Raw genomic sequence first — 12,355 nt, 5'->3', positions numbered from 1 at the left:
CAAGGTCACGGCAAACGTGGTCGCCGTCGATCAAAAAACAAAAACGGTCACCTTGCAGGGCCCCGAAGGCGGGACCATGGACCTGAAGGTCGACGATCCCGGGCAGCTTGCCAACGTCAAGGTCGGCGATCAGGTCGAGGCGGTGTATACGGAGGCGTTCGCCGTCTCCGTGAAGGCAGCACCCCACAAATAGCCGCGAAGGGGCCGTGGTGCGAACGGCGCAGGCAGGTTTGCGTGACGAGGCGCGCTGCCCGCGGGCAGAAGCGCCCGTGGCGTTTATCGCTAACCGCACGCAAAGCCATATGAACAACGTGACACGATCTGTGGCCGTCGTCGACGACGAGGTATCCGTCGGGCGCGCGATCCAGCGTCTCTTGAGGTCGGCCGGTATTGCCTCCGATGTGTTCACGAGCGGCGAGGCTCTGCTCGACGCGCTGGCGGCGACGCCGCCATACGAGCCGTCCTGCGTGGTCCTCGATATCCAGATGCCGGGCTTGAACGGTATCGAGGTGCAACGGCGGCTGAGCGGCACGGGTATTCAGTGCATCGTCATCACGGCCCACGACGATACGCGTGTGCGCGAGCAGGCGCAGGCGGCAGGCGCGCGAGCCTACCTGCGCAAACCGTTCGACGATTCGTCGCTCATCGGCGCGGTTCATGCGGTGCTCGGCGTACCGCCGCCGGCGTGACGCGCCACCCCGTCGCGACCACGCCCTGAACACGAGCGACACCATGCGTGAGCTGGCCCGCACGGCAGCATCCGTGCGCAGACTCACGGAGTATCTCGAGCGTCGTCCCGAGGCCGTGATTCGGGGCAAACCGGGAGGCCAGGCGTGAGCCGGATCGTGACCGTCCATGCTGCTTTCGCGGCTTCGATTGCGCGCATCTTCGCCATCGTGAGCTTCGCCGGGTCGTGTGCGCTGCGATGGGCTTTGCTCGCAGTGACCGTGGTATTGGCCCTTGCCGGCCGCGATGCGCTGGGCAACGTGCCGCACAACGAGGACACGCCAGCGGGCCTGTTCGAGATTCTCGCGTTCTTCGTGGTGCCCGGTGCCGATGCCGCCTGGCAGGACACCGGTTATCTGCGGCAGGCCGGCGTGGAGCCGCAGACGACCAAGGCCCGCATTGCCGAGGCCTGGTTCGACCGGCTGCGTGCCGACCCGGCCGTTGCGATCGCCGTGCCGGGCGGCATGGAGGGCCTGGAAGCGCGGCTGCGCGACGAGCCGACGCGCGAGCGCCTCATCAAGAGCGGCATTGCCCGACTCGCCCCCGACGACCGGCTGGCCTACTTCATGCTGCTCACGAAATATATCGACAAGGCGGCGCGCGGCAATTGCCAGGGTGCCGCGAGCATGCAGGAGATCGTCGATCGCGTTTCGGTCGGTAGCATGAGCGATGCCGATGCCGCCGAATACTTCGCGCTGCTTTACCGGATCGTGATCCGCTCCCTGCTCGCCGCGCCGATCGCGCTCCCCACACCCGCGCAGCAGCAGAAGGCGTTGCGGCATCTCGACGATGCGGTGAACGCCGAACTCGCGGGCGACCCCCTGGCCGTGGCGCGGATGACACGCGTGACCAGGAGTGCCCCAGACGCCACGACGGCCGACGTCTGCTGGGCAAGCGCCATCCTGATGCGATCGGTGGCCAGCATGGAGGTGCCGGACCGCGAGGCGCTGTTACTCTATATGCTCGATGTAGACGAGCCCGTGCAGACGCAGGCTCCCGATGCCGCGCACGAGCATTGACGGCGCCAGCGAGGCATCGGCCAGCCACGGCGCGCGTGTCGCATCGTGGCGGCAATTGGACCAGGGCCCTATTGACACCGGATCGATGCCGGTACGAACCTGATCGCTCGGCGCGGTTCGACAGGACACCTTCTCGTTGGCGCCGTCGGGACGCACCTCGGGCAGGCGGAGTCGAAACTGGGAGATGAAAATGAAAACGCTTCTTACTGCGCCGTGCGTGTTCGCGCTCCTGCTATGCCTGCCGCCTGGCATGTCAGTGGCCCACGCGCAAACGGCCACGCCGGGGACGAACCAGATGCGGGACGTGCAACGCAAGGCAGAGCAGAAGGCGCGTAGCAATCAGTCGCGCCAGCGCACGACGCAACATCAAGCGGCGAGCGCGGCGGCGCCGGCGTCGTCGCCTTGACCCCCATGCGGCAGTCGCCAGATCGAACGCACAAAAAGGCCACGCCAGGCCATGCACGAGATGCGATTGATGTTGCATAACCATCTAAATGGTCTGCAATTTGACATCGAATTTCAGCGACGTCATTCCGCCGATAGATATATTTCATATCGCCTGACAACAGTGAAACTGATGCAGATCAGTTATGAAATCCGATTTTTGAAGCATCTTTCAGCAACGTATATACGCTGTATGGCGATATCACGTTTGCAAATGTCGATTGAAAATAGTCAGTTTATATAGATGTTGCGATGAATCCCGCAGATTGTTCAAAAAACTGGCATGACGCGAACCGGGATGAATTATCGAATCGAATGGCCTTCCCACGGAGTCAGCGGAAATTTCTTTCATATAATTCTCTCGCGGAGGTGCGGGAAACAGATAATGGACGCATTGGGCGCAAGTCAACATTGATTACATACATCTGTTTCTTCAGTGAATGATGCATTCTCCGCAGTTGCCGTAGCGTCGTCGAATATTCAATAACAAGCGGTAGTCTGTATTCGGGCGCAACCTGCTCCCGCACACGGCCGGAATTCTCGTGCTCATCAAACCGGCCCCGTTCGTCGCTGGAATGTTCAGAACGATCTCTGGCTTGAGCAGGGCAGCGCAGTACAGTAGGAGGACACCGTGATCAGGGCGAACATGGGGAACGAAAAGCTAAAACTGGAAAGGTCGAGAGCCGAGCAGGCAGCGGCCAGTCTGCTGGCCTGGCTCCACCGGATCAAGGCCCACGGTTCTGCGCGCGCCGAGACATTGGAGTTGTCGCAACCCGGCGAGGCACGCGGGTACGTCACGGAGGGCGTCGCGCAAAGCCTGCGCAGCATTCTTGAAGTCGTGCCCGCGGCCGCGCTGGCGCTCGACGGCGCAGGACGCATTACGTGGGCAAATGGCAGGGCAACCCGTGTGCTCGGGTACGCCCTGGGCGAAATGCTGGGCATGCGTATCGAGGCGCTGCTCGTGCCTTCGCAAAGGGACGAGCGACCCGTGTCGTTCGCAGCACTGAAGACAGCGGAAGGCTTGCCTCATAGCTTCACGCGCGCGGCTGTCGCACGCGCGAAGAACGGCATGGATATCGAAGCCCATGTGACGGCTTCGGCGTCGCTGCCTGTTGGCCTCGCTGCGCGAACCGTGGTGGTCATCGAACCGGACACCGACGATGCCGCGCTCGCGCCGGATGGCAAGGAGCAACGCCTCCTGAATCGGGAGAGGGCGTCGGAAATCGGCGACATGGCCGCCGCGCTCGCGCATGAAGTCGACCAGCCGCTCACGGCCATTCTCAGCAACGCGCAGGCGGCGCAGCGGTTTCTCGCGCAGAAGCCACCCGCCATGAGCGACTTGCGCGAGTTGCTCGGCGAGGTCGTTGCCGACAGTACGCGCGCGCACGCGATCATTCGCAAGATGCGCCAGTCCGCCCGATGCGAGCCGGCCGCGACGGGCGCGATCGATGTGGGCAGCCTCGTGCGCGACGTCATTCGCCGCCTGCGTCGCGAGGCCGAGGCTTGCGGCGCAGCAGTTGGCGCACGCATCGAAGATGGCTTGCCGCAGCTGCGCGGCGACGGGGTTCAACTGCAGCAGGTTCTCGTCAATCTGCTGCTCAATGCGCTCGATGCCGTGCACGAATGCCGTGCGGAGGATCGCCGGGTTTGCATCGCCGTCACGGCCTCCGCAGACCGCGGCAAGGTGCACATCGCCATACACGACCGTGGAGCGGGCGTCGAGGCCAATCAATTCGCAACGCTGTTCAAGCCATTCGTGACCTCCAAGCCGCGGGGGCTTGGTCTCGGTCTTTCGATCAGCCGTACCATCGTCATGGCGCACGGCGGCCAGTTGTGGGCCGAGCGCAACACCGACCATGGCATGACGTTCCATGTCGAACTTCCAGCGGAGGGCGCATCCGTGAAGACGGGTACGCGTTGATCACAATGAATTCGCCCACTCACTACGTATTCGTCGTGGATGATGACGAGCACGTGCGCAACGCCCTGTGCCGCTTGCTGCGATCGGGCGGCTATGCCGTCGAGGCATACGAAAGTGCCAGCGCATTCATGCGCGGCGCCGACCTCACGCATGTGCCGGCCTGCCTGCTGCTCGATCTCCAGTTGCCCGACTTCAGTGGAATCGAACTGCAGCGGCGTCTTGAAGGCGTCGTGCCGATCGTCTTCATTTCGGCGCACGGCGACATGAACACGGCGGTGGAAGCGATGAAGGCGGGCGCGGCGGACTTCCTGACGAAACCTATCGACGCATGCGTGTTGTTCGAGGCCACCGGGCAAGCGCTGGAACGCGCGCGCCACCTGTTCGCGCAACGCGAACAGCGCGCGGAGATCCAGCGCCGCGTCGACAAGCTGACCCCGCGCGAGCGCGAGGTGATGGCGCTCGTGGTGACGGGCCGGCCGAACAAGCTCGTTGCCGACGAACTGGGTGCGGCGGAGAAGACGATCAAGATCCACCGGGCGCGCGTGATGGAGAAGATGAAAGTGGACTCGCTCGCGGATCTGGTGCGTCTCGTCGCCACTTCCGCTTTCGATGCGTCCGGGCTGCTGTCCTTGCGGTCGTCGCGAACGCGTGGCGCGCGGCAACGCGCCGGGCGGCATCCGGTTTCGCACAGCGGTTGATTTTCGGGCACCTTCAGCGAGCACGCCAATGCCGTTCATATTCAACGTGAAGCGCGCGTGGATTGTTGCGGTCCTCGCGCTGGCCGCCTGTACCCAGCCTTGGCAGAGCGTCGCGCCGGGCGCGGATGTATCCGCACTGATCGCGCGGCTCGGGCCGCCGCGCGAGACCTACAAACTGCCGGATGGCGGCACGCGCCTCATGTGGCCAACCCAGCCGATGGGCTTTACGACGACCGCCGCCGACGTCGACGCCAGCGGCAAGGTCGTGAGCGTGCGCCAGGTCCTGCAGGAAAGCGAGTTCGCTCGCGCGAGGGTCAACGAGTGGACACGTTCCGATGTCCTGATCAATTTCGGCCGGCCGGTCGAGACGGCGTTCTTTCCGCGCACACAAAGGGAAGTCTGGTCCTACCGGTACATGGAGAGCAACATCCACAACATGATGTTCAACTTCTATTTTGACCAGGAGGGCATCCTGCGGCTCACGCAAAGGACGCCCGATCCCATGCGCGAGCGCAATTTGAGGCGGTTCTAGGTTCGCGCCGAGGTGGCGCGATTGCTGTCGCGCCGTCATTTCAAATGGCTATTGCGCCAGTCGCGCGGCGTCACGGCAAAGCGTGCGCTGAACCCGTTCGTGAACGAGCCTATGCTGCGCATAGCCGAGCGAGCAGTGCGGAAACGCAGCCAATCGGATAGCGCAGGTTGCCCATGTAGCGCACGGCGAGTTCGCCGTGCACTTCCTCGACGAGGCGCGTGAAGCTCGTATGTCGCCGTTTCGCGCAAGCGCAACGGCGATTTGCTTATTCCGTCACCGCCCGCACAACCAGCACCAGACCCACCGCAGCGGTGACGATCCCGATACCTCGCGCAACCCGGCCGCCCGCCGGCAGCAATCGCTCGGCGGTGATGGCTGCGGCGACGAGAGCCATCGCCGGCCGGTCCATGACGCCCGCGGCCAGCAGCGCGGCCATCAGATTGCCGCAGCAGCACAGGCAATGCCGGCCAAGCCGCATGCCGTAGCGCAGGGCCGCTTGCACATCGAACCGTGCCGGCCCGCAGCACGATGACATCGCTGCGCAGCCCGCAAGCCACCGGGCTTTCCACGCCGTGAGCTGCAACGCGCCCGCCGTCACGACGACCATGCCCGCCACGGCCGGCGCCGTATGCGCCAGCGCGGGCGCCTCACTCGCAATCGCCGCGAGCTGCGCGCCCGCCGCGAACACCAGCAGGCCAACGATGAGCCAGACGATAAAGTACCCCGCGCCAGCCAGCGCAGTCAGCGCGCCCGCTCGCGCCGCACGCGCGCCGCTCACCCACTCCTGGTAACGCCACAGCGCCGGTGCGAGCGAAGGCAGCATCATCGCGATCATCATGATGTTCCACATGCCTGCAAACGACACGGCGGCGTCGAGCCACGTCTGTCCGCACACCGGTGCCCAGAGCGCCGACATCGTCCAGCCGCCTGGCATCGGCGTGCCGCCCATCGCCTCCATCGACGAGCACAAAAGCAGCGTTGCCGCCGCGCTCGCCACGAAGAGCAGCGACGAAACGCCGAAGAAGATCGCCCGCGAGGCGTCGCCACACCGTGCCGTTTTGCCGACGTCGTTCATGATGACCCTCAACCTTGCGGGTACTCGTCGTGCCGGCGCCACCAGATGCCGGCTTCGTTGCGGCCCTTCGGCGCGCGGTCGAGCCACTGATACATGCCCCACACGCCATCGAGGCCTCTCGCGTAGGTCGAATACGTGTGATAGATCGCGCCGTCCTCCAGCACGAAGGCGCTCAGGCCGGGCCTGTCGCGCGCATAGGTGGCCGCATCCGTGCCGCAGCTCGCCGCGAACTGGGCGACGGGTTCGGGCGGCGGCGTCATGTCCATCGCGTGGCCGTTGCGTGCGTAGTTGTATTCGACGTCGCCTGTGCGCTGCTGTGCTTCGGTGAACGACACATTGAAATCGAAGTTGAAGTCGTTGCCACTCGACGACGCCCACGGAAAACGCCATCCCATCCGTTCCCGGTAGGCGAGCAGCTTCGCAAGCGGCGCACGCGAGACCGCCATGAGCATCACGTCGTGGTTCGCGAGATGCACGGCGACGCCGTCGAAGCCATCAGCGATCGAGGAGCACGACGGGCAGCCCGCCGCGTAGTCCGGCCCGAACATGAAGTGATAGACGAGCAGTTGCGAGCGCCCCTTGAAGAGATCGGCGAGCGAGACGCTGCCTTCTTCGGTTTCGAAGCGATAGGCCTTGTCGACTCGCACCCACGGCAACGCCTGGCGCTGCTGCGCGAGGGCGTCGGCGCGGCGCGTGTGCGCCTTCTCGGCTGCGAGCAGTTCGATTCGTGCCGCGAGCCAGTCTTCGCGTGTTCCTGTGTGACGGGTTGCCATTGCCTGGTCCTCCTATGGATTGACTTTGTCGGCTGCGCGTTGCGCGTGCCGACGCTTCGCTCGATCGATGATTCGATGGTTCAATGGTTCGATTGATCGCCGTGCTAGATTAGGTCCGGGCGAGGAAGGTGGGGGAGTGACAAGTGTGTCGGGATTCGCATGAGCATGGATTCGCTGATCACGGCTGCGGCGCGCGCGCTCGCGACCGGTGACCCGCTCGGCGCGCTGAACCGCGTGGCGTTGCGCGACGACGCGCCCGCGCTCGCGCTGCGCGGCATCGCCATGGCGCAGCTTGGCGACCTCGCGCGTGCCAAGGCGCTGTTGCGCCGCGCGGCGCGCGCCTTCGGTTCGCGCGAGGCCGTGGCGCGCGCGCGTTGCGTCGTCGCCGAGGCGGAGGTCGCGCTCGCCTCGCGCGATCTCGGCTGGCCGAGCGCAATGCTCGAAGCGGCGCGCCAAACGCTCGAAGCACACGGCGACCGCCTCAATGCCGCGCACGCGCGCTACCTCGAGATTCGCCGTCTGCTGCTGATCGGCCGCCTCGACGAAGCCGCGCGCATGCTCGCCGAAGTCGACCCCGCGCCATTGCCGCCGGCCTTGCGCGCGGCTCACGAGCTGATCGCCGCGGGCATCGCCATGCGGCGCATCCAGACGCAGGCGGCGCATCGGGCGCTGGCCGAAGCCGCGCGCGCCGCGCGTCGAGCGGGCATCGCGGCGCTGAGCGCCGAGGTGGAGAGCGTGGCCCTGCTGTTGAACTCGCCGGCCGCGCGCCTCGTCGCGCGTGGCGAGGAGCGCGCTTTGCTGCTGGAGGAAGTCGAGGCGCTGCTCGCCTCGAATGCGCTCGTCGTGGATGCCTGCCGGTACGCCGTGCGCGAGGGCGCCGCGGTCGTCGCGCTCGCGAGGCGCCCGGTGCTGTTCGTGCTGGCCCGCGCGCTGGCCGAGGCGTGGCCTGCCGACGCGCCGCGCGACGCGCTCATCGCGCGGGCCTTTCGCACGAGGCACGCCGACGAATCGCACCGTGCCCGCCTGCGCGTCGAAATCGGCAGGCTGCGCACGCTGTTGCGGGACCTGGCCGGGATCGACGCGACACAGCAAGGCTTCGCTCTCGCACCGTGCCACGCACGCGAGGTGGTCGTGCTGGCGCGCCCTGTCGAAGAGCGACACGCGGCGGTGCTGGCGTTTCTCGCCGATGGCGAATCGTGGTCGAGCTCGGCGCTCGCGCTGGCGCTGGGCGCGAGCCAGCGCACCGTGCAGCGCGCGCTAGACGTGCTCGCGGCGGCCGACAAGGTGCAGTCGTTCGGCCACGGCCGCGCGCGCCGCTGGACGACACCGCCGCTTCCCGGATTCGCGACGACGTTGTTACTCCCCTCGCCGCTGCCGGGCGATTAGGATGAGTGCCTGTGCCGTTCGCCTGCGCCGGCCTTCATCGGGTCGGCAACGCCCAAGGAGAAAACGATGAAACGTTCCGCCGCCACTATCGTTCGCGAGTACGGCCCGTTTCCCGGCATCGACAAGGTGCACGGGCTCACTTACGACGGCAGGCAGGTCTGGTTCGCCGTGGGCGACCGCATCACGGCGCTCGATCCGCAGAGCGGCAAGACGGGGCGCTCGATCGACGTCGCCGCGCATGCGGGCACCGCTTTCGACGGGCAGCACCTGTTCCAGATCGCCGAGGACCGCATCCAGAAGATCGACCCCGAAACGGGCCGTGTGCTCGCCACGATTCCCGCGCCAGGTGGCGGCGGCGATTCGGGGCTCGCCTGGGCGGACGGCACGCTTTGGGTGGGCGAGTACCGCGCGCGCAAGATCCATCAGATCGACCCGCAGACAGGCGCGATTCTGCGCACGCTCGAATCGAGCCGCTTCGTCACGGGCGTGACCTGGGTGGACGGCGAACTGTGGCACGGCACCTGGGAAGGCGACGAGTGCGACTTGCGGCACATCGACGCTCAGACGGGCGAAGTGCTCGAGCAGCTCGATATGCCGCCCGGCACGGCCGTGTCGGGAATGGAGTCCGATGGCGGCGAGCAGTTCTTCTGCGGCGGCGGCAACACCGGCAAGATTCGCGCGGTGCGGCGGCCGAAGCGCGAGGGCTAGCTGTGCGAATCAGCGGGCGAATCGGTGGCCAAATCGGCGGGCGAACGAGCCGCAACGGCTGCAATGGCTGCAATGGCCGCAGGGATGGCTTCGCCCGTCCGTTTCAGATCGCCTAGAAGGTATAGGTGATCTTGCCGAACGCGGTGCGCCCCAGCGAGTTGTAGCCATACGCGGTCATGTACTGCCGGTTGAACAGGTTCGCAAGCGTGGCCGTCAGCGCGAGATGCGCGTTCACCTTGTACGACGCGCGCAGGCCGACCGTCACCCACGACGGCAGATAGAGCGTGTTGGCCTGGTCGTCCCAGGTCGAGCCGTTGTACAGCACCGAAAAGCCCGTGCTGAGCGCGTGCAGATGCAACTCGTCCCACGTGTGATCCACGTTCAGGCTCGCGGTTTGCCGGGGGCGGCGATTGAGCCAGGTCTGATCGGTCACGTCCTGCGGATTCAGAATGCCGACTGTGAGGCTCACCGGCGTGTACTGGCCGAGCGTGCCCTTGTACGTGAGGTCGATGCCCTGAATATGCGCGCGGCCCACGTTCACGGGCAGGAAGGTCTGCGAATCGTAGGTGATGAGGTCGTGTACGCGCGTGTCGTAAACCGCTGCCGTGAATGTGCCGATCGAGGTGGTGGCGTCCAGCGCGGCCTCGACCGAGTCGCTGCGTTCGGGCTGCAGGTTCGGGTTCGAGTAGCCCGGGTAGTAAAGATCGTTGAACGTGGGCAACCGGAACGCGTTCCCATACGAAAGGCGCGCCGTGTAGACCGGCGTGATCTCCCAGGCGAGCGCGACGTTGCCCGTGTTGACCGCTTGCCCCTGGATGATCTCGTGCCGTCCCGCGAGAAACAGCGTGAGCGGCCCGAGCGTGGTCGACTGATGCAGCGACACGGCGGAATCGTTGCGCGCCGGCAGGCCGGTCGGCACGTCCACGGGCAGGAACGCCAGCTCGCGCGAAAAGTCGTAGGCGATCTTGGTCTCGCCGGTAAGCGGCTGGCCGAAGAGCGTGTGGCCCGTCTCCTGGTGCGTGAGCGACGTGGAGGTGGAAAAGCGCGTCGAGTTGAACTCGTCGGCGGGAATCGTCGGGTCGTTCGAGTAGATGAACTGACGGTCAGTCGCATAGCCCACCGACTGGTCGAACTGCGTGGTCGGCGTGATGTCGAGGTGGAACGCGGCGCCGGTCGTGAGCTGGTAGTCGCGCTGGCGGTCGTTGCCGCCCAGGTTGTCGTAGGAGAGATCGGAGCGGTGGTAGAGCGCGAAGGTCGAGATCGACCAGTTGTCGTGCGCGTAGCCGAGGCGCGCGTCGACATCCTGCGCGTGGTACGGGTTGCGGCCGTTCTCATGACCATAGGCCCATGGCTGTGTCGCGTCGATACCGGCCGTGTTGTAGTCGTGCAGCCCGAGCGAATACGTGAGGCCGCTCAACGCCGAAAGCGGTCCGGTCGAGCCGATCGTGCCCGAGGTGCGCAACTGCGTTTCGAAGGTCTTGTTGGAGCCGCCGCCGAACGACACCGTGGTCTGGTTCGGCTGATTCGACGCATGGCGCGTGAAGAGTTGCACGACGCCGCCCACGGCGTCGGCGCCGAACGAGGCGGCCGCGGGGCCCGAGATCACTTCGACGCGGTCGAACGCGCTGGTCGGCAGATCGGCCCACTCGGGCGTGCCCGTGGTGGCGGAGCCCACGCGCACGCCGTCGATGAACACGGCCACCTGGCTCGCCGACGACCCGCGGATGCTCACCGCCGTATAGGCGCCCGGGCCGCCCGTTTGCGAGACGGTGACGCCCGGCAGCGTGGCGAGCGCCTGGGTGATGCTCGGGTCGACGGGAGAGAGGCGGTCGAGGTCTTCGCGCGTGAGGACTTGCGTGCTCGCGTAGCGCCGGTCGAACGATTGCGGCAGATGCTGCGTGTCGCCTACGACGAGAATATTGGGCAACGTGGTGTCGTCGCCGGGTTGCGGCTGCGCCGGTACGGCAGGGGTATCGGCATGGGCCGTTTGCCATGCGCAGGCGAGCACGGCAGACGTGAATACGAATTGTCGGAACTTCATGAGGCGGTGAGCTGGGAAACAGCTCCTGAACAAGGGCTGTCCTTGCAACGGGCGACCGCACGCGGCGGCGCCTGGCGCATTGGGGCACCCCGCCCGTTGCGGCTGCTGGACTCGGCTGATGGCAGGTCTCCTGGCTCGCGGGTCTTCGTTCCTTGCCGGCCTTCCCGGTTTCCCAGTGGCCCTCTCTGGCATGGACTCGCCGCTCACAGTTGCGGGGGCAGCCGCAGACTCGTGGCGCTCGCGCCCTCACTGCGTTCCCTTTTGATCCCGTCGCCGGGAACCATCAGCGCGCAAGGGTAATGGCCGCGCACTCGGCGCGTCAACCTCTTGCGCAGGGGGTGTGGCGAAAAAGCCCGGTTTTGCCGATACGCGCGCGCGATCAATCGCGGGTCTTGACACGATACGCAATGACGGCGCGCACGCTACAGATGCTTGAAGACCCGCACGTCCTCATCGAACGCGTGGGCTACCCAGGGTAAATCGCCGCTCGCCGTCGCCAGAAAGCAAATGCGCGGTTTTGCTTTCCCCGTCAGGTCGCAAATCAGCTTGTCGACTGGGGACGGCGTGCTTTCCATCATGAAGCCGCCGCCGCCGCCGATTGCGAGGATGTACCGCATGTTGGCTCCACGTTGGCGAGTGCCCGATGATAACCCGGCTTTTTATGCACCTGGAGCCACAGTGCTTCTTGCGCGCAATTGACGCAAGAGACGACATCAGTATGGCCCGCTCTGCCATATGAGCAGGCCAAACAGCGTCAGCTTTTCGTCGAAAAAGGCTTCGTAGTCGTGAAGCTGCTAGTAGCCAGACAGCGGGAACGGCTCAGTGAAAATCCCGCGTCCTCCGATGATTCGATATCCTAAGCAGAATGTTGCCGTAGTCATCGCATTGCGATCTTCGTCTGTGCATCCATTTCGTTCTGCTCGATGATCTTGGCGATCTCCGCATCGGCTTGTTCGCCGTACTTCGCAAACACGTCGGTGCGATAGGTCGTGTTCACCGCGGCGGCGAGTTGCGTGCCGGAGTCGTCGCGCG

At 65.6% G+C, this 12,355-nt stretch carries 12 protein-coding genes, 2 pseudogenes and 1 riboswitch; of the genes and pseudogenes, 9 read left to right on the top strand and 5 right to left on the bottom strand.

Annotation, left to right across the window (positions count from 1 at the left end; translation table 11 throughout):
- From VMJ11_RS34255 to VMJ11_RS34225, 7 genes and pseudogenes are all read left to right on the top strand, one after another.
- Positions 1-193: pseudogene (locus tag VMJ11_RS34255) on the top strand (copper-binding protein); the annotation flags it as partial.
- 109 nt (positions 194-302) lie between these two features.
- Positions 303-689: a response regulator transcription factor gene (locus VMJ11_RS34250; protein ID WP_325625656.1), complete on the top strand. Its 387-nt coding sequence runs from the start codon at positions 303-305 to the stop codon at positions 687-689.
- Between the two features lie 243 nt (positions 690-932).
- A complete protein-coding gene (locus VMJ11_RS34245; protein ID WP_325625654.1) occupies positions 933-1,745 on the top strand; it encodes a hypothetical protein in 813 nt (270 codons plus the stop codon).
- 190 nt (positions 1,746-1,935) lie between these two features.
- Positions 1,936-2,151: a hypothetical protein gene (locus VMJ11_RS34240; protein ID WP_325625652.1), complete on the top strand. Its 216-nt coding sequence runs from the start codon at positions 1,936-1,938 to the stop codon at positions 2,149-2,151.
- Between the two features lie 669 nt (positions 2,152-2,820).
- The gene (locus tag VMJ11_RS34235; protein ID WP_325625651.1) at positions 2,821-4,110 is read left to right on the top strand and encodes a PAS domain-containing sensor histidine kinase; all 1,290 of its coding nucleotides are present in this window, start codon (positions 2,821-2,823) and stop codon (positions 4,108-4,110) included.
- 5 nt (positions 4,111-4,115) lie between these two features.
- Positions 4,116-4,808, top strand: coding sequence for a response regulator transcription factor (locus VMJ11_RS34230; RefSeq protein WP_325625650.1), 693 nt, complete (start codon positions 4,116-4,118; stop codon positions 4,806-4,808).
- A 28-nt stretch (positions 4,809-4,836) separates the two neighbouring features.
- Positions 4,837-5,340, top strand: a complete 504-nt coding sequence (locus tag VMJ11_RS34225) for a hypothetical protein (RefSeq protein ID WP_325625648.1) — start codon at positions 4,837-4,839, stop codon at positions 5,338-5,340.
- 265 nt (positions 5,341-5,605) lie between these two features.
- On the opposite strand, the gene VMJ11_RS34215 is transcribed toward VMJ11_RS34225, so the two are convergent.
- Together VMJ11_RS34215 and VMJ11_RS34210 are read right to left on the bottom strand one after the other, a co-directional pair.
- Entirely contained in the window at positions 5,606-6,415 is an 810-nt protein-coding gene (locus VMJ11_RS34215) for a DUF2182 domain-containing protein (protein ID WP_325625646.1), read from the bottom strand.
- 8 nt (positions 6,416-6,423) lie between these two features.
- Positions 6,424-7,188, bottom strand: a complete 765-nt coding sequence (locus VMJ11_RS34210; protein ID WP_325625645.1) for a DUF899 domain-containing protein — start codon at positions 7,186-7,188, stop codon at positions 6,424-6,426.
- Positions 7,189-7,353: 165 nt separating this feature from the next.
- On the opposite strand from VMJ11_RS34210, the gene VMJ11_RS34205 reads away from it, so the two are divergent.
- Both VMJ11_RS34205 and VMJ11_RS34200 read left to right on the top strand, forming a co-directional pair.
- A complete protein-coding gene (locus VMJ11_RS34205) occupies positions 7,354-8,574 on the top strand; it encodes a helix-turn-helix domain-containing protein (protein ID WP_325625644.1) in 1,221 nt (406 codons plus the stop codon).
- Between the two features lie 66 nt (positions 8,575-8,640).
- Entirely contained in the window at positions 8,641-9,282 is a 642-nt protein-coding gene (locus tag VMJ11_RS34200) for a glutamine cyclotransferase (protein WP_325625642.1), read from the top strand.
- A gap of 112 nt (positions 9,283-9,394) precedes the next feature.
- On the opposite strand, the gene VMJ11_RS34195 is transcribed toward VMJ11_RS34200, so the two are convergent.
- From VMJ11_RS34195 to VMJ11_RS34185, 3 genes and pseudogenes are all read right to left on the bottom strand, one after another.
- On the bottom strand, positions 9,395-11,323 hold the full coding sequence (locus VMJ11_RS34195; RefSeq protein ID WP_325625641.1) for a TonB-dependent receptor domain-containing protein: 1,929 nt from the start codon (positions 11,321-11,323) through the stop codon (positions 9,395-9,397).
- Between the two features lie 103 nt (positions 11,324-11,426).
- A riboswitch (cobalamin riboswitch) is annotated at positions 11,427-11,623 on the bottom strand.
- 122 nt (positions 11,624-11,745) lie between these two features.
- Positions 11,746-11,940: a hypothetical protein gene (locus VMJ11_RS34190; RefSeq protein WP_325625640.1), complete on the bottom strand. Its 195-nt coding sequence runs from the start codon at positions 11,938-11,940 to the stop codon at positions 11,746-11,748.
- Between the two features lie 260 nt (positions 11,941-12,200).
- Positions 12,201-12,355: pseudogene (locus VMJ11_RS34185) on the bottom strand (EmrA/EmrK family multidrug efflux transporter periplasmic adaptor subunit); the annotation flags it as partial.

Origin of the sequence: Paraburkholderia sp. (assembly GCF_035501035.1) — a bacterium.
Lineage (GTDB): Bacteria > Pseudomonadota > Gammaproteobacteria > Burkholderiales > Burkholderiaceae > Paraburkholderia.
The sequence above is the reverse complement of the archived record's forward strand: the minus strand, read 5'-3'. Positions and strand labels throughout refer to the sequence as shown.

Coding starts and splice junctions, on each gene's coding strand:
- VMJ11_RS34250 (WP_325625656.1), top strand. CDS start 303: ATGAACAACGTGACACGATCTGTGGCCGTCGTCGACGACGAGGTATCC.
- VMJ11_RS34240 (WP_325625652.1), top strand. CDS start 1,936: ATGAAAACGCTTCTTACTGCGCCGTGCGTGTTCGCGCTCCTGCTATGC.
- VMJ11_RS34230 (WP_325625650.1), top strand. CDS start 4,116: ATGAATTCGCCCACTCACTACGTATTCGTCGTGGATGATGACGAGCAC.
- VMJ11_RS34225 (WP_325625648.1), top strand. CDS start 4,837: ATGCCGTTCATATTCAACGTGAAGCGCGCGTGGATTGTTGCGGTCCTC.
- VMJ11_RS34215 (WP_325625646.1), bottom strand. CDS start 6,415: ATGAACGACGTCGGCAAAACGGCACGGTGTGGCGACGCCTCGCGGGCG.
- VMJ11_RS34210 (WP_325625645.1), bottom strand. CDS start 7,188: ATGGCAACCCGTCACACAGGAACACGCGAAGACTGGCTCGCGGCACGA.
- VMJ11_RS34205 (WP_325625644.1), top strand. CDS start 7,354: ATGGATTCGCTGATCACGGCTGCGGCGCGCGCGCTCGCGACCGGTGAC.
- VMJ11_RS34200 (WP_325625642.1), top strand. CDS start 8,641: ATGAAACGTTCCGCCGCCACTATCGTTCGCGAGTACGGCCCGTTTCCC.
- VMJ11_RS34195 (WP_325625641.1), bottom strand. CDS start 11,323: ATGAAGTTCCGACAATTCGTATTCACGTCTGCCGTGCTCGCCTGCGCA.
- VMJ11_RS34190 (WP_325625640.1), bottom strand. CDS start 11,940: ATGCGGTACATCCTCGCAATCGGCGGCGGCGGCGGCTTCATGATGGAA.